This is a genomic window from Oceanicella actignis (assembly GCF_008124525.1).
Classification (GTDB): Bacteria; Pseudomonadota; Alphaproteobacteria; order Rhodobacterales; family Rhodobacteraceae; genus Oceanicella; species Oceanicella actignis.
Map to the genome: position 1 here is coordinate 218,490 of NZ_VNHJ01000002.1, position 24,199 is coordinate 242,688.

At 73.2% G+C, this 24,199-nt stretch carries 22 protein-coding genes; 7 read left to right on the top strand and 15 right to left on the bottom strand.

Features of this window, described 5'->3' with window-relative positions:
- Window positions 1-56: 56 nt before the first annotated feature.
- The 4 genes from LY05_RS03715 to LY05_RS03730 all read right to left on the bottom strand — a co-directional run bounded on the left by LY05_RS03715 (window position 57) and on the right by LY05_RS03730 (window position 3,956).
- On the bottom strand, window positions 57-1,274 hold the full coding sequence (locus LY05_RS03715; RefSeq protein WP_148922146.1) for a flagellin N-terminal helical domain-containing protein: 1,218 nt from the start codon (window positions 1,272-1,274) through the stop codon (window positions 57-59).
- A 236-nt stretch (window positions 1,275-1,510) separates the two neighbouring features.
- Window positions 1,511-2,254 (bottom strand): enoyl-CoA hydratase/isomerase family protein, encoded by a 744-nt coding sequence (locus LY05_RS03720; protein ID WP_148922147.1) that lies wholly within the window; start codon window positions 2,252-2,254, stop codon window positions 1,511-1,513.
- Between the two features lie 7 nt (window positions 2,255-2,261).
- Complete coding sequence (locus LY05_RS03725; RefSeq protein ID WP_072746866.1) at window positions 2,262-3,047, bottom strand: exodeoxyribonuclease III; 786 nt, start codon at window positions 3,045-3,047, stop codon at window positions 2,262-2,264.
- A gap of 222 nt (window positions 3,048-3,269) precedes the next feature.
- A complete protein-coding gene (locus tag LY05_RS03730) occupies window positions 3,270-3,956 on the bottom strand; it encodes a response regulator transcription factor (protein WP_072746865.1) in 687 nt (228 codons plus the stop codon).
- 188 nt (window positions 3,957-4,144) lie between these two features.
- Here LY05_RS03730 and ribA point away from each other — a divergent pair, with 188 nt between their 5' ends.
- Together ribA and LY05_RS03740 are read left to right on the top strand one after the other, a co-directional pair.
- Complete coding sequence (ribA, locus tag LY05_RS03735; protein WP_072746864.1) at window positions 4,145-5,248, top strand: GTP cyclohydrolase II; 1,104 nt, start codon at window positions 4,145-4,147, stop codon at window positions 5,246-5,248.
- Window positions 5,245-5,766: a L,D-transpeptidase family protein gene (locus tag LY05_RS03740; protein WP_072746863.1), complete on the top strand. Its 522-nt coding sequence runs from the start codon at window positions 5,245-5,247 to the stop codon at window positions 5,764-5,766. The genes ribA and LY05_RS03740 overlap by 4 nt, the downstream gene beginning before the upstream one ends.
- Before the next feature lie 283 nt (window positions 5,767-6,049).
- On the opposite strand, the gene LY05_RS03745 is transcribed toward LY05_RS03740, so the two are convergent.
- The 5 genes from LY05_RS03745 to LY05_RS03765 form a co-directional block, all read right to left on the bottom strand.
- Complete coding sequence (locus LY05_RS03745; RefSeq protein ID WP_148922148.1) at window positions 6,050-6,721, bottom strand: YggS family pyridoxal phosphate-dependent enzyme; 672 nt, start codon at window positions 6,719-6,721, stop codon at window positions 6,050-6,052.
- Between the two features lie 186 nt (window positions 6,722-6,907).
- Window positions 6,908-7,891 carry a porin gene (locus LY05_RS03750; RefSeq protein WP_148922149.1) on the bottom strand — a complete coding sequence of 328 codons (984 nt, stop codon included), beginning with the start codon at window positions 7,889-7,891 and terminating at the stop codon, window positions 6,908-6,910.
- 165 nt (window positions 7,892-8,056) lie between these two features.
- On the bottom strand, window positions 8,057-9,793 hold the full coding sequence (locus LY05_RS03755) for a thiamine pyrophosphate-requiring protein (RefSeq protein ID WP_148922150.1): 1,737 nt from the start codon (window positions 9,791-9,793) through the stop codon (window positions 8,057-8,059).
- Window positions 9,794-9,980: 187 nt separating this feature from the next.
- Window positions 9,981-12,158: a xanthine dehydrogenase family protein molybdopterin-binding subunit gene (locus tag LY05_RS03760; protein ID WP_148922151.1), complete on the bottom strand. Its 2,178-nt coding sequence runs from the start codon at window positions 12,156-12,158 to the stop codon at window positions 9,981-9,983.
- A gap of 1 nt (window position 12,159) precedes the next feature.
- Window positions 12,160-12,621 (bottom strand): (2Fe-2S)-binding protein, encoded by a 462-nt coding sequence (locus LY05_RS03765; RefSeq protein WP_148922152.1) that lies wholly within the window; start codon window positions 12,619-12,621, stop codon window positions 12,160-12,162.
- Between the two features lie 197 nt (window positions 12,622-12,818).
- Here LY05_RS03765 and LY05_RS03770 point away from each other — a divergent pair, with 197 nt between their 5' ends.
- On the top strand, window positions 12,819-13,460 hold the full coding sequence (locus LY05_RS03770) for a TetR/AcrR family transcriptional regulator (RefSeq protein WP_148922153.1): 642 nt from the start codon (window positions 12,819-12,821) through the stop codon (window positions 13,458-13,460).
- Here LY05_RS03770 and LY05_RS03775 read toward each other — a convergent pair.
- From LY05_RS03775 to fsa, 3 genes are read right to left on the bottom strand one after another with little or no spacing between them, the layout of a single operon-like run.
- On the bottom strand, window positions 13,457-14,488 hold the full coding sequence (locus tag LY05_RS03775; RefSeq protein WP_148922154.1) for a tyrosine recombinase XerC: 1,032 nt from the start codon (window positions 14,486-14,488) through the stop codon (window positions 13,457-13,459). The genes LY05_RS03770 and LY05_RS03775 overlap by 4 nt on opposite strands.
- 2 nt (window positions 14,489-14,490) lie before the next feature.
- The gene (locus tag LY05_RS03780; RefSeq protein WP_148922155.1) at window positions 14,491-15,225 is read right to left on the bottom strand and encodes a DUF484 family protein; all 735 of its coding nucleotides are present in this window, start codon (window positions 15,223-15,225) and stop codon (window positions 14,491-14,493) included.
- A gap of 21 nt (window positions 15,226-15,246) precedes the next feature.
- On the bottom strand, window positions 15,247-15,900 hold the full coding sequence (gene fsa / locus LY05_RS03785) for a fructose-6-phosphate aldolase (protein WP_148922156.1): 654 nt from the start codon (window positions 15,898-15,900) through the stop codon (window positions 15,247-15,249).
- A 108-nt stretch (window positions 15,901-16,008) separates the two neighbouring features.
- Here fsa and LY05_RS03790 point away from each other — a divergent pair, with 108 nt between their 5' ends.
- Window positions 16,009-18,255 (top strand): primosomal protein N', encoded by a 2,247-nt coding sequence (locus LY05_RS03790; RefSeq protein WP_148922157.1) that lies wholly within the window; start codon window positions 16,009-16,011, stop codon window positions 18,253-18,255.
- On the opposite strand, the gene LY05_RS03795 is transcribed toward LY05_RS03790, so the two are convergent.
- The 3 genes from LY05_RS03795 to LY05_RS03805 all read right to left on the bottom strand — a co-directional run bounded on the left by LY05_RS03795 (window position 18,224) and on the right by LY05_RS03805 (window position 20,998).
- Window positions 18,224-19,645: an MATE family efflux transporter gene (locus tag LY05_RS03795; RefSeq protein ID WP_148922158.1), complete on the bottom strand. Its 1,422-nt coding sequence runs from the start codon at window positions 19,643-19,645 to the stop codon at window positions 18,224-18,226. The two genes, LY05_RS03790 and LY05_RS03795, sit on opposite strands and share 32 nt — an antisense overlap.
- Before the next feature lie 370 nt (window positions 19,646-20,015).
- Window positions 20,016-20,534 (bottom strand): PaaI family thioesterase, encoded by a 519-nt coding sequence (locus tag LY05_RS03800; protein ID WP_072746851.1) that lies wholly within the window; start codon window positions 20,532-20,534, stop codon window positions 20,016-20,018.
- The gene (locus LY05_RS03805) at window positions 20,531-20,998 is read right to left on the bottom strand and encodes a PaaI family thioesterase (RefSeq protein WP_072746850.1); all 468 of its coding nucleotides are present in this window, start codon (window positions 20,996-20,998) and stop codon (window positions 20,531-20,533) included. The genes LY05_RS03800 and LY05_RS03805 overlap by 4 nt, the downstream gene beginning before the upstream one ends.
- 147 nt (window positions 20,999-21,145) lie before the next feature.
- On the opposite strand from LY05_RS03805, the gene LY05_RS03810 reads away from it, so the two are divergent.
- The 3 genes from LY05_RS03810 (at window position 21,146) to LY05_RS03820 (ending at window position 24,174) form a co-directional block, all read left to right on the top strand.
- Complete coding sequence (locus LY05_RS03810) at window positions 21,146-21,538, top strand: MerR family transcriptional regulator (RefSeq protein ID WP_072746849.1); 393 nt, start codon at window positions 21,146-21,148, stop codon at window positions 21,536-21,538.
- A gap of 125 nt (window positions 21,539-21,663) precedes the next feature.
- Complete coding sequence (locus tag LY05_RS03815) at window positions 21,664-23,442, top strand: acyl-CoA dehydrogenase C-terminal domain-containing protein (protein WP_148922159.1); 1,779 nt, start codon at window positions 21,664-21,666, stop codon at window positions 23,440-23,442.
- A 108-nt stretch (window positions 23,443-23,550) separates the two neighbouring features.
- On the top strand, window positions 23,551-24,174 hold the full coding sequence (locus LY05_RS03820; RefSeq protein ID WP_072746847.1) for a glutathione S-transferase family protein: 624 nt from the start codon (window positions 23,551-23,553) through the stop codon (window positions 24,172-24,174).
- The last annotated feature ends 25 nt before the right edge of the window (window positions 24,175-24,199 follow it).

Consider the following 24,199-nt stretch of genomic DNA (forward strand, 5'->3'; position numbering starts at 1 on the left):
CTGGGCGGCGGCCGGTCAGGTCCGGGGCCGGCCGGCGGCCGGCCCCGGCCGAGGCGTCAGCGGAACAGCGACAGGACGTTCTGCGGCGCCTGGTTGGCGATCGACAGAGCCTGGGTGCCCAGCTGCTGCTGCACCTGCAGGGCCTGGAGGCGTGCCGAGGCCTCTTCCAGATCGGCGTCGACCAGCGAGCCGATGCCCGAGGTGAGCGAGTCGGTCAGCTTGGACACGAAGTCGGCCTGGATCTCGATGCGCTTCTGGACCGAGCCGAAGGCGGCCGCGGCGTCGATGGCCGTGTCGAGCAGCCCTTCGATGCTGCCAAGCGCGGAGGCGGCGCCGGCCGCGGTGCTGACGTCGATGCCCTGGAGGGCGCCCAAGCCGCCGGCGCCGGCATTCGTGAACTGGCCGCTCACCGCCAGATCGACGGCGCCGTTGTTGGTGAAGTCGAGCACGCCCGGGCTGGAGCTGTCATAGTCGACCACCAGACCCGAGATGTCCAGGGCGTCGATGGCGTTCTTCAGGCCCACCGCCACGATGTCCGCCGGCGTGGTGGCGGCCGCGTCTTCGGCGGTCACGGTATAGGTCACCGTCTGTTCGCCGATGGTGATCGAGATGCTGTCGCCGGCCGCCCAGGCGGTGCTGCCGTCCTGGATCGTGATCGAGTCGTTGCCGCCGCCATTGTCGAGCGACATGACGAAGGTGTCGCCATCGCCGGAAACCGTCGCGGAGCCGCCGCCGGCCGCGAAGACGTCGTTGGCGCTGTAGTTCCCGATCGACAGGTCCTGCGCGGTCACGGTGATCTGGCTGGCGGTCACGTTGCCGGACGAGTCGCGGTCGAGCGAGGCGAGAACGGTCGCGCTGGAGACCGAGCCGTCAACCAGGTTCAGGCCGTTGAACTGGGCGGCGCTGACCACCGAGGAGATCTGGTCGCGCAGGGCGACGATGTCGGTCTGAAGCTTGGCGCGGTCGACGTTGTCTTCCTGCGCCGCGACGATCTTGCCCTTCATCTCGGTCAGAAGGTCGGTGACGGTTTCGGCCGCCTGGCGGGCCACCGAGACGGTGGAGGAGCCGAGCGCCAGCGATTCGGAGATGCCCTTGAAGCCCTTGACGTCGGACTGCATGACCGAGGCGATGGCCCAGACGGCGGCGTTGTCCTTGGCGTTGCCGACCTTCTTGCCGGTCGAGATCTGGCTCTGGACCTGGTCGAGGCCCTTGTTGATGCCCTTGAGGGTCTGGAGCGCGACCATCGCGCTGTTGTTGGTCAGGATGCTGCTCATGCTCTGTCTTCCCTTGGCGGGCGACGCTTTAGCGCCGCGGATTGTCGATGGCCGGGATTTGCCGGCCGCTTCCGCGCCTTCTTGACGTTTGCGGCGCCGGGTGTGGCCGTTCGCCGCGAGGGCCCCTTCTGGGCTGCTGAGACGAGCATCGGGGGAAAATCATAAGAGACGGTTACCCGCCGCGGAAAAATGCGGCGGGTGCATCGAATTGAAAAGATTAACTTTTTTGCAAGGGCTCAGCGCCCCTTGAAGACCGGCGCGCGCTTGTCGCGCATCGCCGCCAACCCCTCGCGCAGGTCCTCGGAGGCCCAGCAGCGCGCCACGCGGCGGGCGGCGGCCTGGGCGTCGAGCGCGCCGCGCGACAGCTCGCCCAGCGTGCGCTTCATGCCCTGCACCGCCAGGGGCGCCAGGTCGGCCAGGCGGCGGGCGCGGGCCATGGCGGCGGCGGGCAGGTCCTCGGGGGCGGTCAGGTCGTCAAGGAAGCCGATTCGGAGAAGGTCCTCGTCCGTGAACTCGTCGGCGGCCAGGAACATGCGGCGCGCGGCCTGAAGCCCGATCACGCGCATGGCGCGGGCCAGCCCGGCCGGTTCGTAGTGAACGCCGAGGCGCGCGGGGGGGACGAAGCAGCGCATCCCGCGCACGCCGATTCGAAAGTCGCAGGACAGCGCGATTTCGGCCCCGCCGCCATAGACCCCGCCGTTCAGCGCCGCGACGGTGGGGAAGGGCAGCGATTCGATCGCGTCGCACAGGGCGGTCAGGGGGTTTTCGCTCCAGGCCTCGCCGCCCACGTCGCCCAGCGAGACGCCGGCGCAGAAGCTGCGGCCCTTGCCGGTCAGGATCATGGCGCGCGGATTGGCGGCGGCGGCCTGGTCGAGGGCGCGGCGCAGGGCGGCGATGTCGTCCAGCTCGAGCGCGTTGTGGCGCTCGGGGCGGTCGAGGGTCAGGGTGGCGACGTCGTTTTCGGCGTGGAAGCGGATCATGGGGGCCTCAGATGTCGAATTCGGCAAGGACGGGGGCGTGGTCCGAGGGGCGCTCCCACCCGCGGGCCTCGCGCAGGATGCGGGCGGCGCGGGCGCGGGTTTCGGGGCCGCCGCGCGCCCAGATGTGGTCGAGCCGGCGCCCGCGGTCCGAGGCGGACCAGTCGCGCGCGCGGTAGGACCACCACGAGTAGAGCTTGCCCTGGGGGATGAGCTCGCGCACCACGTCGCGCCAGCCGCCGGCGCGCATGACGGCGGTCAGCTTCTCGACCTCGACGGGGGTGTGCGAGACCACGTTCAGAAGCTGGCGATGAGACCAGACGTCGTCCTCGCGCGGGGCGATGTTCAGATCGCCGGTCAGGATCTGCGGGCCCTCGGCGGCGGCGAAATGGGCGGCCATCTCGTCAAGGAAGGCCAGCTTGTGGGCGAATTTGGGGTTGGCGACGGGGTCGGGCTCGTCGCCGCCGGCGGGGATGTAGAAGTTGTGCAGCAGCGTGCCGTCGGGCAGGCGGGCGGCGACGTGGCGCGAATCGCCCCTGGCGCACCAGTCCTCGTGCCCCGCGTCGGCGAGCGGGATGCGCGAGAGGATGGCGACGCCGTTGTAGCCCTTCTCGCCGCGGGCGACCACGTGCCGCCAGCCCAGCTCGGCGAAGCCGGCGAGGGGGATCTTGTCGAGGGGGGATTTGATCTCCTGCAGGCAAAGGATGTCGGGGGCGTGTTCGCGCAACAGGCGCAGGACAAGCCCTTCGCGCAGGCGGATCGAGTTGATGTTCCAGGTGCATACGGTGAGGGGCATCGGGGTCTCCGGAGAAGCGACCCCGCCCTTGTAGCGCGCCGTGGCGACGGCGCACACCCCGTCCGCGGCGCTGAGGCGCCCGGCGGGAGGGGGCCGCCGGGCGCCGCCTTGGAGAAGGATCCGGCCGGGCGAGGGGGACCCGGCCTGCGCCGCCGTCGCGCGGCGTCGCTCCTCCTTGGGCGCAATACATCTAGGCGCCCGCGCGCGCGGGGCAAGGGGCGGCTACTGCACCAGGCGGTATCCTCCCGATTCCGTGACCAGGAGGCGCGCCTCCGAGGGGTTGGGCTCGATCTTCTGGCGCAGGCGGTAGATGTGCGTCTCGAGCGTGTGGGTGGTGACGCCCGCGTTGTAGCCCCAGACCTCGTGCAGCAGCACGTCGCGCGGCACCACGGCGTCGCCGGCGCGGTAGAGGAACTTGAGTATGCTGGCTTCCTTTTCGGTCAGCCGGATCTTGCGGTCGTTCTCGTCCACCAGCATCTTCGCCGCCGGCTTGAACACATAGGGGCCGATCGCGAAGACCGCGTCCTCGGACTGCTCGTGCTGGCGCAGCTGGGCGCGGATGCGCGCCAGCAGGACCGGAAAGCGGAACGGCTTGGCGACGTAGTCGTTCGCGCCGCTGTCCAGGCCGAGGATGGCGTCGGCGTCGGTGGCGTGTCCGGTCAGCATGATGATGGGCGACTTGACGCCCTGCTTGCGCATCAGGCGGCAGACCTCGCGCCCGTCCATGTCGGGCAGGCCCACGTCCAGGATCACCAGGTCGTGGATCTGCTCGCGCGCGCGCGTGAGGCCGGCGGCGCCGGTCTCGGCCTCGAACACGTCGAAATCCTCGGTCAGCACCAGCTGGTCGGCCAGCGCCTCGCGCAGGTCGGCGTCGTCGTCCACCAGCAGGATCTTCTTGAGCGCGGCCATGCTCTCTCCTCCGTCCGTCGTCATGCGGCCCCGGGCGGGGCCTTGCGATGCCACCCCTTCGATGTGGCGCAGCCGCGCGCGGCGCGCAAACCCCGGCGCTGCGCCTTCACGCAAGCGTCAGCGGCGGCGGGCGATTGTTTCAACGCCCGCCAGCGCCCTATATAACGCGCCATGACCCCGGAGGCGCCATGACCCTTGCCCTGACCATAGAGGAGCGCGCCGCGCGCGCGCGCGCCGAGCTGCGCATCGGCGCGGCGGCGGCCCTGACCAGCGGCGCGCGCGCCGCCCTGATCGGCGCGGCCGAGGCGCTGGCGCCCGAGCGGCTCGAGGACATGCGGCGCCTGGGCGCGTCGCTGGACCTGGCGATCACGGCGCGGCGGGCCGAAACGCTCAAGGCCCGGGCCTATGACGGCGACATCGCGCGCATCATCCTCGGCCCCGAGGACGGCGCCGCGCTGATCCGCAGCGCCGCCGATCCGGCCTCGGATCTGGACGCGCCGCTCAAGGGGCCGTTCCGCACCCGGCGCGAGGGCCCGGCCGACCTGCACCGCGCCGCGATCCGCCTGACCAAGCAGGCGCATCTGCTGCCCGCCGCGCTGGTGGCCGAGCTGCCCGGCGGGGCCGAGCAGGCGCGCGCCCTGGCGGCCGAGCACGGCCTGTCGGTGCTGGACGCGGCCGAGCTGGCGGCCGCCGAGGCAGAGGCGCTGGTCGTGGACCCGGTTGCGCGCGCCCGCGTGCCGCTGGCCGCCTCCGAGGCGGGGCGCGTGCATGTCTTTCGCCCGCGCGACGGCTCGGAAGAGCATTACGCGGTCGAGATCGGCGATCCGCCCCGCGACGCGCCGGTGCTGGCGCGGCTGCATTCGGCCTGCTTCACGGGCGACGTGATCGGCTCGCTCAAATGCGACTGCGGCCCGCAGCTGCGCGCGGCGCTGGCGCGCATGGCGCAGGAGGGGGCGGGCGTGCTGCTCTACCTCAACCAGGAGGGGCGGGGCATTGGCCTCGCGAACAAGATGCGCGCCTATTCGCTGCAGGATCAGGGCTTCGACACGGTCGAGGCCAATCACCGCATCGGCTTCGAGGATGACGAGCGCGATTTCCGCATCGGCGCCACGATCCTGCGGCGGCTGGGCTTTTCGGCGGTGCGGCTGCTGACCAACAACCCGCGCAAGGTCGGCATGATGGAGCAATCGGGCCTGACGGTGGCCGAGCGCGTTCCCCTGATCGTGGGCGAGAACCCGCTCAACGCCGCCTATCTGCGCACCAAGGCCGCCAAGAGCGGGCATCTGATGTGAGCCCGGACGATCTGCTCGTCACCCCCTGGGGCGCGCTGTTTCGCGGGCGCTTCATGCCCTGCGCGGTGGGGCGGGGCGGCATCGCGCGCGACAAGCGCGAGGGCGACGGCGTCACCCCCGCCGGGCGCTTCGCCCTGCTGGGGGTGTGGTGGCGGCCCGATCGCGGGCCGAGGCCGCGGGCGGATGCGCGCGCCATCGGGCCGGGGATGGGCTGGTCCGACGATCCGGCCGATCCGCTCTACAACCGGCCCGTGCGGCTGGGGCGGGGCTTCGGCGCCGAGCGCATGCGCCGCGCCGATCGCCTTTACGACCTGGTGGGCGACATCGACTGGAACCGCGCCGCGCCAAGGCCGGGGGCGGGCAGCGCCATATTCCTGCACGTCTGGCGCGGGCCGCGCCATCCGACCCAGGGCTGCGTCGCCTTCGCCGAGCGCGACCTGCGCCGCATCCTGGCCGGCTGGCGGCCCTGGAGCCGCATCGAGATCCGCCCCGGCCCGCTCGCGCCCCCGCGGCGTTGAGGGGGCGGGGCGGCGGGCGACGCGCCCGGGGCGCGGCGCGCGTCTTGGGGGCGCTGCGCGGCCCTGGCGGCCGGTCTTCGCCCTTCGACCTGCGCGCGACGGACGCCCGGCCGGGGCGGCCTCGTTCGGTCGGGGCGGTTGGGCGGCCCGGATCAGGGGCCGGGATTTGGGGGCCGGGATCGGGCGGCCAGGATTGGGGGCAGGATCATCGCGGTCGCCATCATGCCGGCCCGGATCGGCCCCCCGATCGGCGCGGCCCTGTTCCGCCGCCCGCGCCGGGCCGTCAGGCCGGCCGAGAGCCGCCGCCCGCCTCGCGCGGGCCGAACAGCGCCGAGCCCACGCGCACCGTCGTCGCGCCCAGCGAGATGGCCGATTCGAAATCGTCGCTCATGCCCATCGACAGGCCGGACAGGCCGTTGCGCTCGGCGATCTTGCGCAGCAGCGCGAAATGGGGCGCGGGCTCTTCGTTCACGGGCGGGATGCACATGAGCCCGACCAGCGGCAGGTCCATGGCCCGGCAATCGGCGATGAAGGCGTCGGCCTCGGCGGGGGCCACGCCGGCCTTTTGCGGCTCTTCGCCCGTGTTGACCTGAACGTAGAGCGGGGGGCACGCCCCGCGGGCCTGGGCCTCGTCGGCCAGCTTGCGCGCCAGCTTGGGCCGGTCGAGCGTCTGGATCACGTCGAACAGCTCCAGCGCCTGGCGAACCTTGTTCGTCTGCAACGGGCCGATGAGGTGCAGCTCGACGCCGGCGAAACGCTCGCGCAGGGCCGGCCACTTGCCGGCGGCCTCCTGCACGCGGTTCTCGCCGAACACGCGCTGGCCGGCCTCGAGCGTCTCGATCACGCGCTCGAGCGGCTGCATCTTCGATACGGCGACCAGCGTCACCGACCCTTCGGGCCGCCCGGCGCGCCGCTCGGCCTGGGCGATGCGGTTGCGGATCTCGGCAAGCGACATGGTCTGCTGGCTCCTGCGTTGGGTCGGGCGCGCCCGCGCGGGCGCCGCCCCGCCTGAGCTCCGAGCTGTGCCGGGCCAAGGCCGGGATTTCAAGCGCTTTCCGCCCCGCGCCGCCGGCCTCGGACGCGAAAGGGGGAGCGGACGCGCGGCCCGCTCCCCCGAAGAGACGTCGCCTGATCCGAGCGATCAGAAGTTCAGCGACAGGTAGGTCATGGCGACCACGCCGTCGTCGTTCGTGCCGGCGGGCACGGCGCCGCCGGTGGCGTAGGCGGCGGCGGCCGTGGCGCTGACGCCCGGCGCGAGCGCGTAGGTCACCCAGCCCGACACGGTGTCGACGTCGTCCTGGCCGGCGGTCTCGGTGCGCGCATAGCCGCCCGCGATGGTCCAGGGGCCGGTCTTGTAGCCGACGCCGCCGGTGTAGTCCCACGACTCGTCATAGTTCTGCTCGACATAGGCGGCCAGGCGCAGGCCCTGCCAGCCCAGCTGGGCGCCGAAGCCGTAGGTGTCGTCGTTGGTCGAACGATCGGTCTTCTCGTAGGCGGCCGACAGGGCCAGGTCCAGGCCGTCGAACTCGCGCGCATAGGAGGCGGCGATGGCGTAGACGTCGTCGCCGCCGGTCGAGAGCGCGTTGGTGTCCGAAGCGCCGTCGGCGGTGGCGTTGGGCTGCCACGAGGCGGCCAGCCGCAGGCCCGAGAAGTTCGGCGAGAAGTAGTGGATGCCGACCGAGTCCGAGGCGCCGTCGATGCCGCCCGACAGGCCCTGCATCACGTCGTCGTCATAGTAGCCGACCTTGGTGAGCGGCGCATAGAGCACGCCGACGGTCAGGTGGGTCTTGGCGCTGTCGTTGCCGCCGATCATCACCTCGCCGAACTTGCCGCCGACCTTGACGAAGTTCTCGTCGATCTGGTCGGTCGTGGTGAAGGCCTCGAGCTCGACCTGCGCCGAGAAGGTCAGGCCGTTGTCGGCCGCGCCCTTGACCTTGAAGTGGATCTCGCCGTCGCGCATCACGCCGAACGAGCCGTCCTCGGTCGAGCCGGCTTCCTTCAGATAGCCGAAGCCCGCGGCCATGTAGCCGCCGACCGAGGCCTTGAGCGGTTCGGCCGCGAAGGCCGGCGCGGCGGCGAAGGCGCACAGGGCGATCGCCGAGCTGGTTGCCTTGAAAAGGGTCATGTCGTTGCTCGCATCTGGTTACGAAAGAAAGGGGGGGAGTCCTGGCTGCCGGCTGGGCTCCGCAGCCTGATGGATGCCGCGCCATTGCGTGCGGCGCAACAGCGCCCTGGCGTCAGGGGCGCCGGCTTCGCTGCCATGTAGCCAAAATGCAACGGAAATTTCCGCTCAGCCGTTCATGCTGCGCTGCACGCGGACATCGAGCAGCGCCTGGCGCCGCTCGATGGTGGCGACGGCGATGGCGCGGTCCAGCGCGTCGTCCAGCTGGTCGGGGGTCTCGACGGTCTCGACATGCGCGCGGCTGGCGGCGGCGACCATGGCGAAGTCCGGGCTCGGGTCGAGCGAGGTCAGCGGCGCGGCGTTGGCGCGCGCCGCGTGGCCGTCTGGATAGAGGCCGAGCGCCGACTGGCGCACCGCGCCCCATTCGGCGTTGTTGAGCACGACGCCGATCACCGGCAGGCCCAGCGCCTCGGCCGCCTGGTGGCAGGCGACGGGGTTGGCGAACATGTAGCTGCCGTCGCCCATGGTGGCGAAGACCAGCCTTTCGGGCGCGGCCAGCTGGAAGCCGAGCGCCGCCGGCAGGCCAAAGCCCAACCCGCCCGAATGCGGCTCCTGTCGCCAGGCGTCGTGGCGGCGCAGCGTCAGCGGGTCGAGCGGGCAGCCCAGCTCCGAGAACACCGCCGCGTCCTCTTCGCGCCCGGCGCGGGCGATGGCCGCCGACAGGCGCCACGCGACGAAGGCCTTGCTCATGGGCGCGGCGCGTCCGCCCGCCCGCGCTTGCGCGATCGCCGCCTGGCGGTTGCGCGCGGCGGCCGCGGCGACCTTGCGCGCGCGCGCCTGCAGCGCCTGCGCGCGGCCCTTGCGCAGCGGCGCCAGGGCGGCCTCGAGCATGGTCAGGATCTCGGCCGTCTCGCCCGCCAGCGCCATGTCGGCGCGAAAGCCGCGCACGGGCGTGCGGATCTGCAGCGGGTCGGGTCCCAGATGGACCACCCGCGCATCGGGCGCGGGGCGGTGCAGGTCGGGCTGCCAGGGCGCGAGGCAGTCGAGCGCCACGATCAGGTCGGCCTCGGCGATCCATGGCCCCGGATCGGCGCCGACGTCCATGGGATGATCGGTCGGCAGGGCAAGCGCCGTGGCCCACCAGCGGCACACCGGCAGCCCCCAGCCGCGCGCAAGCCGGTCCATGGCGGCGAACCCTTCGGCCGATCCGGCGCCGCGCTGGGCGATGACCACAGGGTTGCGCGCCTCGGCGACCCAGCGGGCCAGGCGCGCGATGTCGTCGGGCGGGGGCGCGGCGCGGGCGGGCGCCATGGGCGGCGGCGCGGGCGACGAGGGGGGGATGGGCTCGCACAGAACCTCGCGCGGCAGGCTCAGATAGACCGGCCCCGCGGGGGTCGAGCGGGCGATCGCCGCGGCGCGGTCGAGCAGGGCGGGCAGTTGCTCGGGAAAGCGCAGCTCGTAGTCCCACTTGACCGATTCGCGCACCAGGGCGGCCTGGTCGCGCATCTCCTGCCCCCAGCCGATGGGCACGGTGCGCGCGCCGAAGCGGCCCTGCTCGACGACCGGGGTGCGGCCCGACATGAGGATGATGGGCGCGCGGTCATGCGCGGCGTTGATCGCGCCGATGGCGCCGTTGGCCAGGCCCACATTGGTGTGCAGCATGACCGCCTGAAGCCGCCCCGTCGCCAGCCAGGCGCCATGCGCCATGCCCATGGCGACGTGCTCATGCGCAAGCGCGACGGGACGCGGCAGGGCGCGCCCCTGGGCGGCGGCGCGGGCCAGCCCTTCGATGATCGGCGGAAAATCGGTGCCCGAGTTGCAAAAGACGTGCGTCACGCCCAGGGCCTGAAGGCGGGGAAAGATCTCGCCGCCCGATGGGACGGGCGCCTCGCCGGTCTCGCTCATGCCGCTTGCTCCGTTCGCCGGCGCGCCTTCCGGCCGCGCGATTGCGGGGATGGTGCGGCCGGGCGCGGACCCGATCAAGAGCGCGCCGCGGGCGAGGGGAGCGAATCCCGCGGCGTGGAAAGGGCCGGCGCGCCGCGCGAGATTCGGCGCAAGGGCCGGGACGGCGCGCGCCCCGGCCCCGCGCGCCTCAGGCGAAGGAGAGCCCCGCCCGCGTGATGGGCAGCTTCAGGGGGCGCACCCCCGTCGCCGCCGCGATGGCGTTGGCCAGCGCCGGCGCGGCGGGCGGCGTGCCCGGCTCGCCGATGCCCGAGGGCGGCGCCTCGGAGGGCGCGACATGCACCTCGATCGCGCCGATGTCGCCCATGCGCAGGGGCTCGTAGTCGGGGAAGTTGGTCTGCTCGACCGCCCCGTTGTCGAAGGTGATGCGGTTGCGCATCGCGTGGCCGATGCCGAAGCCGACCGCCCCCTCGACCTGGGCGCGCACGATGTCGGGATTGATCGCCGTGCCGCAATCGACGGCGCACACCACCCGGTCGATGCGCACCCGCCCGTCCCTGGCGGTGACCTCGACCACCGTCGCGACGTAGCTGCCGAAGGACTTGTGCGCCGCCAGCCCGCGCCCGCGTCCGGCCGCCAACGGCGCGCCCCAGCCGGCCTTCTCGGCCGCTAGGCGCAGCACGCCCGACAGGCGGCGATGGTCGTCGGACTCGCCCGACAAGAGCTCGAGCCGAAGCTCGAGCGGGTCGCGCCCCGCCGCCTCGGCGGCCATGTCCAGCGCCGTCTCCATGGCGAAGGCGGTGTGGCTGTGTCCGACCGAGCGCCACCACAGAACCGGGATCGGCGAGGTCCAGTCGCTCAGCCCCACCGACATGGCCGGAATGGCGTAGGGCGTGTCGGCCGCGCCCTCGACCGAGCTGTGGTCCACGCCGTCATGCACGGTCACGCTCTCGAAGGCGGTGCCCTTCATGATCGACTGCGCGGCGATGCGGTGATCCCAGCCGACGACGCGCCCGTCCGCGTCCAGCCCGACGCGCACGCGGTGCGCGGCCATGGGGCGGTAGTAGCCGCCGGCCAGGTCGTCCTCGCGCGTCCAGATCAGCTTGACGGGCGTCTTGCCGCCCAGCGCGGCGAAGGCCAGCGCGGCTTCGACGTGGTAGTCGCTGGTCGGGTTCGCGCGCCGCCCGAACGAGCCGCCGGCGAACACGGTCCGGATGCGCACCTGTTCGGGCCGAAGGCCCAGAACCGCGGCGACGATGGGCTGGGTCAGGCCGGGGAACTGGCAGCCGTCATGGATCAGCACGCCGTCCTCGAGCGGTTCGATGACGCAGTTGAGCGGCTCCATCGGCGCGTGCGCAAGATGGGGCAGCAGCATGTCGGCCTCGACCACCCGCGCGGCCCCCGACAGGGCGGCGGCCGCCTGGGCGGCCTCGCCGCGCGCCTGATAGGTCGGCGCGTCGAGCAGGGCCAGGTGCTCGGCCTCCATCCGGTCGGTCGAGCGCGTCTCGGCCTCGGCCTCGTCCCATCTGGCCTCGATCGCCTCGCGCGCCTTGATCGCGGCCCAGGTCGAGCGCGCATAGACGGCGACGCCGGCCCCGTTGGGCAGCGCGCGCGCGTCCACGAAGCCGCGCACGGCCTCCGCGCCCGCGGCGTCGAAGCCCGTCAGGCGCGCGCCGTGGCGCGGCGGGCGCAGGATCACGGCCCAGACCATGCCCGGAACCTTGACGTCCATGGCGAATTCGGCCGTTCCGTCGGTCTTGGAGGGTCCGTCGAGCCGGCGCAGATCCGGCGCGCCGATCAGCCGGAAGGCCGAGGCGGGCTTGAGCGCCGGTTCGGCCGGCGGCGTCAGCGCGGCGGCGTCGGCGGCGAATTCGCCCAGCCCGGCCGAGCGGCCCGCGCCGCGGACCTGGCCTTCGACGATGTCGAGCTCGGCTGGATCGACTCCCCAGCGGGCGGCGGCGGCGCGCCGGATCATCTCGCGCGCGGCGGCGCCGGCCTTGCGGTATTGCAGCCAGGAATTGGCCATCGCGGTCGAGCCGCCCGTGCCCTGCGTGCCGAACAGCAGATTCGCGTAGCGCGACGGATCGGCCGGCGCGAAGGCGACGCGCATCTGCGCCCAGTCGGCGCCCAGCTCTTCGGCGACAAGGGTGGCGAGGCCCGTCGAGGCGCCCTGGCCCATCTCGAAATGCTTGGCGATCACGGTCACCGCGCCGTCGGGCGCGATGCGCACGAAGGGGTTGAAGGCGGCGCCGGGCGCATCGGCGGCGCCGGCGGCCAGCGCGCCCTGCGCGTCGAAGCCGACGGCCAGCGCCGCGCCCGCGGCGGCGGCCAAGCCAAGAAAGCCGCGTCGGTCGGTGCGAACGGTCATGTCAGCCCTCCATCATGCGGGCGGCGCGATGGATCGCGGCGCGGATTCGCGGATAGGTTGCGCACCGGCACACATTGCCGCTCATGTGCGCGTCGATGGCGGCGTCGTCCGGCGCGGGGTTCGATTCGAGCAGCGCGACGGCCGACATGATCTGCCCCGACTGGCAGTAGCCGCACTGGGCCACGTCAAGCTCGCGCCAGGCGGCGCGCACGGCCTCGGCGGCCTTGCCCGAGACGCCCTCGATGGTGGCGATCTCGGCCCCGGCGGCGTCGGCCAGCGCGGTCTGGCAGGCGCGCACGGGCTCGCCGTCGAGATGCACGGTGCAGGCGCCGCAGGCGGCCACGCCGCAGCCGAATTTCGTTCCGGTCAGGTTCAGCTCGTCCCGCAGGACCCACAGAAGGGGGGCGTCGGGGTCGGCCTCGACGCTTCGGCGTCGGCCGTTGACGGTCAGTTCGATGGTCATGTCGCATTCCTTGTCGCCCGGCGCCGGCAGCGACGCGGCGGGACAGCTTGGGGGCAGGTAAACTGCACGGTGCAGTATACTTGCGGGCCGCAACGTGTAAACCCGCGCGTTTACCTTGCGCCCGCGCGGTGCTACGCAGCATGAACGGCGGCATCAGCGCGGCGCGCGGCGGCGCGCCGGCGACGGGAGGGCGGCCCATGGGCCCTGCGGCGGGCAAGCGCGAGCAGATTGTCGAGGCGGCGGTGGACGAGTTCCTCGAGCGCGGCTATCTGCGCGCCTCGATGGACCGCATCGCCGCGCGCGCGCAGGTGTCCAAACGCACCGTCTACAACCATTTCGACGGCAAGCTGGCGCTGTTCAACGCGATCGTGGACCGCATGTCGGCGCAGCTGTCGGTGGCGCTGGACCTGCGCTTCGACCCCGCCGCGCCGGTCGCGCCGCAGCTGCGCGCGCTGGCCTGGGCCGAGGGGCGGCTGATGATGTCGCCCGACTTCATGCGCCTTGCCCGGATGGTGATGGGCGAGACCATGCGCGACCCCGCCCTGGCCGCCGAGATGGCCGAGCGGCTGGACAAATGCGCCCCCATCGCCGCCTTCATGGCCGATGCGGCGCGGGCGGGCGCGCTGCGCATCGACGATCCCGAGCGCGCGGCGGCCGAGTTCCTGAGCCTGCTCAAGGGGCAGGGCTTCTGGCCGGTGATCCATGGCGGCGCTCCGCTGGACGAACGCGCCATGGAGGCGGTGGTCGACAGCGCCGTGCGCATGATCCTGGCGCGCTACGGGCAGGGCGCGGGGCAGGGCTCGGGGCAGGGCTCGGGGCAGGACTCGGAGCAGGGCTAGGGCCGTCGGCGCCGGCGCGGGGCCGGGCGGTCGGCGGAGGGGCTGGTCCCGTCCCCCGTCCCGTCCCCCGTTCCGTCCCCCGCGTCGGGGGCGTCGGCGCCCGTCGCGCGGGCGCGCGGGTGGGCCGCGTCGTAGACCGCCATCAGATGCGCCTCGTCCACCGCCGCGTAGATCTGCGTGGTGGACAGCGAGGCATGGCCCAGCAGCTCTTGAATCGCGCGCAGATCGCCGCCGGCCGCCAGCAGATGCGTGGCGAAGGCGTGGCGCAGGGCATGGGGCGTCGCGCTGGGCGGCAGGCCCAGCGCCTGGCGCGCCTGGGCCATGCGCCGCTGCAGCGCCCGCGGCCCCAGCGCCCCGCCGCGCGCGCCGATGAACAGCGGATCTTCGGGGCGCGCCGGTCCGGGCCGCAGCGCCATGTAGGCGCGCACCGCCTCGCGCGCGGCGGGCAGGACCGGAACCATGCGCTCGCGCCCGCCCTTGCCCCGTATGCGCAGCCAGTCGCCCGCAACGCCCCCCGGCGCGTCGGCGCAGCGCAGCGCCAGCGCCTCGGAAATGCGCAGCCCGCAGCCGTAAAGCAGCGTCAGCGCCGCCGCGTCGCGCGCCGCGATCCAGTCGGGCGCGTCGGCCTCGGCGGCATGGTCGATGAGCGCGGCCGCCGCCTCGGCCGAGACCGGGCGCGGCAGGCGCCGCGGCGCCCTGGGGCCGCGCATGGCCAGGGGCGCCGTGGCCTCGATCCCCTCGGCCTCGGCCAGCCAGCGGTGAAAGCTGCGCACCGCCGACAGCCGCCGCCGCAGCGAGCGCGCGCCAAGGCCGGCGGCGCGCTCGGCCGCCATCCACGCGCGCAGATCGGCCAGCGCGACGCGCCCCAGATCCGCCGCTCTCAGCGCCCCCCCGCGGCGCGCGGCCACGAAGCCCAGCCAGGACGAGACGTCGCGCCGGTAGGCGTCCAGCGTGTGCGGCGAGGCCGCGCGCACGCCGCGCTGATGGTCGAGGAAACGCTCCAGCAGCTCGGCCGGGGCGGGGGGCATGTTCAGCCCGCCCAGCGGCGCAGCAGGCGCTCGAGCACGCCGCCGAAGAAGTCGAGCAGGTCGCCGCCCTGGTCGGGCGTGAAGCGCCCGGGGTCGCGCGCGCCGAAGGCCAGCAGCGCGGGCGGCGCCTCGGGACCCAGGTCCAGCCGCACCAGCGCCTCCGAGCCCAGCCCGGACGCGGCCGGCCCGAACAGCGCGCCCGCCCCGCGCAGCCCGGCGGGAAAGCGGCGCAGGACGACGCGGCGATGCGCATCCTCGCGCCCGAGATTCATGTAGGCCTCGACCCCGCCCGGCGGCAGCGGCGCGACGGCGGGCGCGGCGGCGCGCGCCGGGCCGGCGGCCTCGAGCCCGAGGCGGATCGCCTCGACCCCCAGCATGGCCGGCACGCGCGCCTCCAGCGTCGTCAGCGCCTCGGTCAGGTCGGGCGCCTCGAGCATGGCCAGCGCCGCGCGATGGATCTGCGCGGCGCCGGCCAGGTTCTCGTAGGCGGCCGACAGCACCGAGCGGTGCAGCGCCTCGAGCGCGGCCAGCCGCGATTCGAGCCGCTGGACCAGCGCGCCGCGCAGATCGACCACGTTGCGCCCCGCCGCCGCTCCCTGCGCGGCGACGAGCGCGCGCATCACCTCCATGTCGTCCAGGACAAGGCCCGGATCGGCGGTCAGCAGCGCGCGCACGCGCGCCGTCAGCTCTGGGTCGCGCGGCGCGGCGGCGGGGGGCGAATCGGCGGCGTCGGTCATCTGGGCGCGCGTCCCCCGGGGTCAGATGATCTTCTGACCGGTCTTCTCCCAGTCGGCCAGGAAGGCGGCCAGACCCTTGTCGGTCAGCGGATGGTCGGCCAGCTTGCGCAGCACGCCCGGCGGAATGGTCGCCACGTCGGCCCCCACGCGCGCGGCCTCCTGCACGTGGTTGACCGTGCGGATCGAGGCGGCGAGGATCTCGGTCTTGAAGTCGTAATTGTCGTAGATCTGGCGGATGTCGGCGATCAGCTGCATCCCGTCCAGGCCGATGTCGTCCAGCCGGCCGATGAAGGGCGAGATGAAGGTCGCGCCCGCCTTGGCCGCCAGCAGCGCCTGGCTGGCCGAGAAGCAGAGCGTGACGTTGACCATCTTGCCCTCGTCCGACAGGACCTTGCACGCCTTGAGCCCGGCCCAGGTCAGCGGCACCTTGACGGCGATGTTGGGGGCGATCTCGGCCAGCTTGCGGCCCTCGGCGATCATGGCGTCGGCCTCGGTGGCCGTGACCTCGGCCGAAACCGGGCCGTCGATCAGCGCGCAGATCTCGCGCGTCACTTCCAGGATGTTCCGCCCGGATTTCATGATAAGCGAGGGGTTGGTGGTCACCCCGTCGACCATGCCGGTTTCGGCAAGGTCGCGGATTTCGTCGATCTCGGCAGTGTCAACGAAGAACTTCATGATGCGCGTTCCGATCCTTGTCGCCCATGCGCCGCGCCGCCCGTCCGGGCGCGGCCTGTTGATGGGCGCGCACAATAGACCAGCCGCGCCGGCGCGGCCACAGCCGTTTTGACGGGCGCGGCGCGGCCCGCGAAGGCGGGCGCCCGGGGCGAAGCCGCGCCGGACGAGGACGCCTTCTTCCCCGAGGGCGCCCCGCTGAGCGCGCTGCCGGCCCTGCCGGTGGACAAGCCGCTGGACTACCTCGCCCCGCCCGGGGGCGTGCGCGCGGGCGACTGGGTCGAGGCGCCGATCGGCCCGCGCCGGGCCCTGGCGCTGGTCTGGGGGCCGCCCTCGGCCGAGCTGCCGCCCGATCGGCTCAAGCCGCTGGCGCGGCGGCTGGACCTGCCGCCCATGACCCCCGAGACCCGGCGCTTTCTGGCCCGCGCGGCCGACTACACGCTGATCGAGCTGGGGCAGGTCCTGCGCCTGGCCTCGCGCGCGCCCGGGCTGCGCGAGGCGCCGCGCATGCGCCGCCTGCTGACCCTGGGGCCCGAGCGGCCCGAGCGCATGACCCCCGCGCGGCGGCGCGTCATCGCCTTTCTCGAGGCCCATGACGGCATGCCCTTCGAGCCGGCCGAGCTGGCCCGCCAGGCCGGCGTCGGCCCCGGCGTGGTCAAGGGGCTGGAGGCGGCGGGCGCCCTGAGCGCCCGCCTCGCCCCCCATGATCCGCCCTTCGCGCGGCTCGACCCCGCCTTCGCGCCGCCCGCCCTTTCGCCCGCGCAGGACGAGGCCGCCGAGGCCCTGCGCCAAAGCGTCGCCGCGCGCGGCTACGCGACCTTCCTGCTCAAGGGCGTCACCGGCTCGGGCAAGACCGAGGTCTACATGGAGGCGGTCGCCGAATGCCTGCGCCAGGGCCGCCAGGCGCTGGTTCTGCTGCCCGAGATCGCGCTGACGGCGGCCTTTCTGGACCGGTTCGAGCGCCGCTTCGGCGCGCGCCCGGCCGAGTGGCACTCGGCCGCCGGCGACGCGGGGCGGCGGCGCTGCTGGCGCGCGGCCGCCTCGGGTCAGGCGCAGGTGGTGGTGGGGGCGCGCTCGGCCGTGTTCCTGCCCTTCCGCGATCTTGGCCTGGTGGTGGTGGATGAAGAGCACGACGGCTCCTACAAGCAGGAGGACGGCCCGCGCTACAACGCGCGCGACATGGCGGTGCTGCGCGCGGCGCTGGGGCGGGCGACGGCGGTGCTGGCCTCGGCGACGCCGGCGCTCGAGACATGGGCGAATGCGCGCGCGGGCAAGTATCGGCGCCTGGACCTGCCCGAGCGCTTCGGCCCGGCGGTGATGCCGCGCATGCAGGCGGTGGACATGCGCCGCCACGCGCCGCCGCGCGGCGAGTGGATCTCGGAGCCGCTGGCGCGCGCGGTGAACGAGCGCCTTGCCCGCGGCGAGCAGTCGCTGCTGTTCATCAACCGCCGCGGCTATGCGCCGCTGACGCTGTGCCGGGGCTGCGGGGCGCATATGGGCTGCCCCCATTGCGACGCCTGGCTGGTCGAGCACCGCCTGCGCGGGCGGCTGGTGTGCCACCAGTGCGGGCACTCGCGCCCCGTGCCCAAGGCCTGCCCCGAATGCGGGCGCGCCGACGCGCTGGCGGCGCTGGGGCCGGGGGTCGAGCGCCTTGCCGAAGAGGCGCGCGCGCGCTTTCCCAAGGCGCGCACGGCGTTGCTCAGCTCGGACCTGGCGCAAAGCGCCGAGCAGCTCAAGGCGCGCATCGCCGCCATCGCGGCGGGCGAGGCGGACGTGATCATCGGCACGCAGCTGGTGGCCAAGGGGCACAACTTTCCGCTGCTGACGCTGGTGGGCGTGATCGACGCCGATCTGGGGCTGAAGGGCGGCGATCTGCGCGCGGCCGAGAAGACCTTTCAGCTGCTGCGCCAGGTGGCCGGACGCGCGGGCCGCGCCGATCGGCCGGGCGCGGCGCTGCTGCAGACCTATGCGCCCGATCACCCGGTGATCCGCGCCATCCTTTCGGGCGACGAGGAAACCTTCTGGGAGCGCGAGGCCGCCCAGCGCGAGGCCGCCGGCGCGCCGCCCTTCGGCCGCATGGCGGGCGTGATCGTCTCGGGGCCCGACGAGGCGCGCGTCTGGCGCACCGCCGAGGCGCTTGCGCGCGCGGGCGCGGCGCTCGAGCAGGCGGGCGCGCAGCTGTTCGGCCCCGCGCCCGCGCCCATCGCGCGCATCCGCGGCCGGTTTCGCGTGCGGCTTCTGGTCAAGGCTCCGCGCGGCGCGCCCCTTCAGGCGGCGCTGCGCGCCTGGCGGGCCGCGACGCGCCCCGAGCCGGGCGTGAGCGTGGTCATCGACATCGACCCGCAGAGCTTTCTGTGAGCGCGCCGCCGCTTTCGCACCCCGCGGCCGCGCGCTCGAGCGCCGGATAGCGCAGCGCCAGCGTCGCGCCGCGCGCGGCGAAGAAGACGGTCAGCGCCGCCCACAGCCCGTGCGCGCCCATCAGCGGGGTCAGCGCGGCCCAGGCCAGCGCGTAGACGGGCACGGATTGCATCATCGCCACGCGCATGTCGCGCGTGCGCGTGGCGCCGATGAACACGCCGTCCAGCATCCAGGCGGGCAGGCCGGCCAGGGGCAGGGCCACGACCCAGGGCAGGAACTCGCGGGCGGTCAGGCGCACCTCGGGCGCGGCCGCCATCAGGTCGATCGCCGCGCCGCCGCCCAGCGCGAAGGCGCCCGACAGCGCCGTCGCGCAGCCCAGCCCCCATCGCGCGCTCAGCATCGCGGCGCGGCGCAGGGCGGCCGGGTCGCGCGCGCCGAAGGCCTGGCCGACCAGCGCCTCGGCGGCGAAGGCGAAGCCGTCCAGCGCATAGGCGCAGATCATCAGGAACTGCAGCAGCACCTGGTTGGCCGCCAGCGCCGCATCCCCGGCCGCGGCGGATCGAAAGACGAAAAAGGCCAGCCCCGCCTCGAGCAGCACCGAGCGCACCAGGATGTCGGCGTTCACCCCCGCCATGCGCCGCAGCCGCGCGCGGTCCAGCACCAGCGCCAGCGCCCGCCGTCCGGCGCGCGCGCCCGCGCCCGCCCGCGCCGCCGCGCCGCGCCAGAGCGCAGCGAAGGCCGAGCGGCACAGCCACAGCCCCAGCGCGGCGCCCGACAGCTCGGCCGCCAGCGTCGCCGCGGCCACGCCGCTCACGCCCCAGCCCAGCCCCAGCACGAACCAGGCGTCGAGCGCCGCGTTCAGCCCGTTCATCCACAGCTGCAGCGCCAGCACGGCGCGGGTGCGCTCGGCCGCGATCAGCCAGCCCGTGAGCGCATAGACCGAGATCGCCGCCGGCGCGCCCCAAAGGCGCAGCGACAGGTAGTCGGCGGTCATGGCCTCGACCTTGGCCGAGGCGGGCGACAGCGCCAGCGTCACCGCCACGATCGCGCCGCCCAGAAGGACGATGGCCGCGCCCGCGCACAAGGCGATCAGCAGCCCGCGCGCCAGGACCGCGCCCGATTCGGCCTCGTCCCCCGCGCCGCGCGCCTGCGCCGCAAGCCCGGTCGTGCCCATGCGCAGAAAGCCGAACGCCCAGTAGGCCAGCCCGATCGCGGCTGCGCCCAGCCCGACGGCGCCGATGGGTGCGGCGGCGCCCATCTGGCCCACGGCGGCCGTGTCCACCGCGCCCAGCAGCGGCACGGTGGCGTTCGACAGCATGATGGGCGTGGCGATGCGCAGGATGCGCCGATGCCCGATCGGCGCGCCCGCGACGCCGCACGCCGCGCTCATGCGCCGCGCGCGGGGCGCGGCGCCCGGGCTCGGATGGCATCCCGGATCGCATCCCGAATCGCGCCCCGAGGCGCTCCTCGGCTCGCGCCCAGGACTGCGCCCCGGGGCGCTCCACGGCACGCGCTCAAGACTGCGCCTAAGATCGCGTCCCGAGCCGCGCCCCGGCCCGCGCTCCGAATGCGGCCCCGAACGCCGCCCCGAACGCCGGCCCGAACGCCGCCCCTGACGCCGCCCCTGACGCCGCCCCGCATGCGGCGCCGAATCGCGTCCCGAAGCGGATCGCGAAGCCGACCTCGCATCCGCCCCCGCATCCGCCCCCGCATCTGGCCGCGCATCTGGCCCGAGGCGCCGGCGCCGCGCGCCGGCGCGCTCATCCCGCTTCGTCCAGCCGGGGCATCACGAAATGCCCCGTGGCGGCGGCGAAGGGCTTGTCGCGATTGTCCTGCCAAGCCTCGACATGCACCGAGGCGTAGCGCCGCCCGGCCCGGTTCACGCGCGCGCGCGCGTAGGCGTCGCGCGGCAGGCCCGAGCGCAGATAGTCCACGGTGAAATCCACCGTCTTGGGCATCGGCGGAAACTCGCCGCGCTCGATGGCGGCGGCGGCCTCGCCGCCCGATTCCATGCGCCGCCAGACGATGGACCAGGCCAGCTCGACCTGCGCGGTCAGCTCCAGAAACGCGCCCGTCACGCCGCCATGCAGCGCCGGCAGCATCGGGTTGCCGATCAGCTTGGGGTCGAAGCTGAGCTGCGCGGTGATCTCGTCGCCCAGACGCTGGAAGCTGACGCCCAGAAAGCGGGCGTAGGGAATGCCGCCCGTCAGCCGCGCAAGCGCCGCGTCGCGGCGGGCCTTGACCACCTGGACGGGCTCGATGGGGGGGCGCGCGCTCATGCCTTGCCTCCGCCCGACTTGCCCGCCCTGGCGGGGCGCTCGACGGTGAAGGCGCCGTGGGCGGCGGCGACCGGGTCGTCGGGGTCGTCCTCGAAGGCCAGCGCGCGCACGAAGGCGACCGAGCGCGTCAGCCGGTAGCAGGTGGCGTGCGCGGTCACCGCCCGGCCCGGGCGCGCGGCGCGCATGTAGTCGATGCGCAGGTCGATGGTCGCCGTGCCCGCGGGGCCGCCGGGGTGGCTCATCACCGCCGCGCCGCAGCAGCTGTCGAGCAGCGCGGTCAGCACGCCGCCATGGATGACCCCCGTCTTCGGATCGCCCACGAATCGCTCGTCATAGGGCACGCGCATCCTGGCCTCGCCCCCGCCGATGGCCAGAAGCTCGATGCCCAGCTCGCGCATGTGGGGCACGGCCTGGATGAACTGTTGTCCGATCTTCGCCTGTCTGTCGGGCTCCGCCGCGGTCATCTTCGCCGTCCTTTCATCGTCTTGCGCGCAATCCTGTATACCGTGGCGCGCGGGTGCGTCCATCCCGCGCGGCGCTCGGCGCTTGCATCTTACGTCAACGTCAACGATAGTCCGCGCAGAGATTCGCCGACGGACCGGGAGGCCCGCATGACCGAGAAATACAGCACCATCTCCGAGATGTGCGCCGAGTTCGGCGTCACGCCGCGCACGCTGCGCTTCTACGAATACAAGGAGCTGCTCAAGCCCCTGCGCGACGGGCAGAAGCGCCTGTTCACCCATCGCGACCGCGCGCGGCTGAAGCTGATCCTGCGCGGCAAGCGGTTCGGCTTCTCGCTGGACGAGATCCGCCAGTGGCTCGAGCTTTACGACGTCGACGAGCTGACCCAGATGACCGTCTGGATCGAGAGCGCCAACCGCCAGATCGGCAAGCTCGAAGCCCAGAAGACCGAGCTCGAGGAGGCGATCCAGGAGCTGCGCGACCTGATGGAGGTCGCCCGCCAGGAGATCGCCCGCCGCGCCCGCGCCGACGCGGCCGAGTGACGCCCGACCCGAATCAACCGACCTCCGCCGGCCCGCATGCCTGGCCCGGCGACCGCACGCAAGCCTTTCCGCCGGCCGCGCCCGCCGCGGCGCGCCGCAGCACATGACCACGCAGGGAGCGCGACATGCCCACCTACACCCCCCCCATCCGCGACATGCTGTTCGCGATGCACGAGACGCTGAAGATCCAGGAGGCCGCCGGCGTCGCCGGCTACGAGGACATGACCGAGGACTTCACCTCGGCCATCCTCGAAGAGGCCGGCAAGATCGCGCGCGACGTGCTGGCGCCGCTCAACCGCGTCGGCGACGTCGAGGGCTGCGCCTTCGAGAACGGCGTCGTGCGCGCCCCCAAGGGCTTCAAGGAGGCCTTCGACACCCTGCGCGAAGGCGGCTGGACCGGGCTTGACTGCGACCCCGAATATGGCGGGCAGGGCATGCCCTACATCCTGGCCACCGCGGTGGGCGAGATGCACTCGGCCGCCAACATGGCCTTCTCCATGTATCCGGGCCTGACCCACGGCGCCTATTCGGCCATCCGCGCCCATGGCTCGGAAGAGCAGAAGCGCACCTATCTGCCCAAGATGGTGACCTGCGAGTGGACGGGCACCATGAACCTGACCGAGCCCCATTGCGGCACCGATCTGGGCCTGTTGCGCACCAAGGCCGAGCCGCAGGAGGACGGAACCTACCGCATCACCGGCCAGAAGATCTTCATCTCGGCCGGCGAGCACGACATGTCCGAGAACATCATCCACCTTGTGCTGGCCAAGATCCCCGGCGGCCCCGAGGGGGTGAAGGGCATCTCGCTGTTCATCGTGCCCAAGTTCCTGGTCAACGAGGACGGCAGCCTTGGCGCGCGCAACGCCGTCTCGTGCGGCAAGATCGAAGAGAAGATGGGCATCCACGGCAACGCGACCTGCGTCATGAACTATGACGGCGCCGTGGGCTATCTGGTGGGCGAGAAGCACAAGGGCCTGCGCGCCATGTTCACGATGATGAACGAGGCCCGCATCGGCGTCGGCATGCAGGGCCTGGCGCAGGCCGCCGTCGCCTACGAGAACGCCGTCGCCTACGCCAGGGACCGCCTGCAGGGCCGCGCGGTGACCGGCGCCGCGGCGCCCGACAAGCCGGCCGATCCGCTGATCGTGCATCCCGACGTGCGCCGCATGCTGATGGACCAGAAGGCCTTCGTCGAGGGCGCGCGCATGTTCGTGCTGTGGGGCGCCTCGCTGATCGACCGCGAGCTGCGCGGCGGCGACAAGGACGCGGCCGGCCTGATCGCGCTGATGACGCCGGTCATCAAGGGCTTCCTGACCGACAAGGCGTTCGAGTCCACGGTCCAGGCGCAGCAGATCTTCGGCGGCCACGGCTACATCGAGGAATGGGGCATGTCGCAGTTCGTGCGCGACGCCCGCATCACCATGATCTACGAGGGCGCCAACGGCATCCAGGCCCTGGACCTGGTCGGGCGCAAGCTGGGCCTCGACGGCGGCAAGCACGTCATGGCCTTCTTCGAGATGGTCAAGACCTTCATCAAGCAGAACGAGGGCGACCCCGAGCTGGCGAAGGACTTCCTCGAGCCGCTGAAGAAGGCCTCGAAGGACCTGCAGGCCGCGGCCATGTTCTTCATGCAGCAGGGCATGAAGAACCCCAACGAGGCGCTGGCCGGCTCGACCGACTTCATGCACCTGTTCGGCCATGTCTGCCTTGGCTACGCCTGGTCGATGATGGCCAAGGCCGCGCGCGAGGCCATCGCCGCCGGCAAGGACGACCCGTTCTACGCCGCCAAGCTGGCCACGGGGCGCTACTACATGGCCCGTCACCTGCCCGAGACGGCGCTGCGCCTGGCGCGCATCCAGACCGGCGCCGCCCCGGTCATGGCGCTGGACGCCGAGGCGTTCTGAGCAAACGGCGCGGGGGCGGCCCGTCCGCGCCCCGCGCCGCCCGCGCGCGCCGGGAGGGGCGCGCGCCGCACATGGGCGCGGCCCGCCGCGCCGCAGGGAGAGATCCGCATGACCTACAAGCTTCATTGCTTCGCCCAGTCGGGCAACGCCTACAAGGCGGCGCTGTATCTGGAGCTGGCCGGCGCCGACTGGCAGCCCGTCTTCGTCAACTTCTTCGAGGGGCAGCACCGCTCGGCCGATTACCTCGAGAAGAACGACATGGGCCAGGTGCCGCTGCTCGAGCATGAGGGGCGCAGCATCAGCCAGTCGGCCGTGATCCTGGACTACGTTTCCGAGCGCGAGGGCAAGTTCCGCTGGGCGAACGAGGACGAGCGCCTCGAGGTGTTCCGCTGGCTGTTCTGGGACAATTACAGCTTCACCTCCATCGTCGCCCCGCTGCGCTTCATCGGCCACTTCATGCCCGAGGACAAGCGCGACCCCGCGGTGCTCGGCTTTCTGCAGTCGCGCCTGAAGGGCGCGCTCAAGACCCTGGACCAGCGCCTGTCGGGCCGCGACTTCGTGGCCACGCCGGGCCTGTCCATCGCCGATCTGTCGATCTGCGGCTACCTCTACTATGGCGAGGAGCTGCCCTTCGACCTCGGCGCCTATCCCAACATCGTCGCCTGGCTTGACCGCATCAAGGCGATGCCGGGCTGGAAGGCCCCCTACGACCTGATGCCGAAATCCGCCTGAGCGATCGGCCTGCAAGGAAGGACTC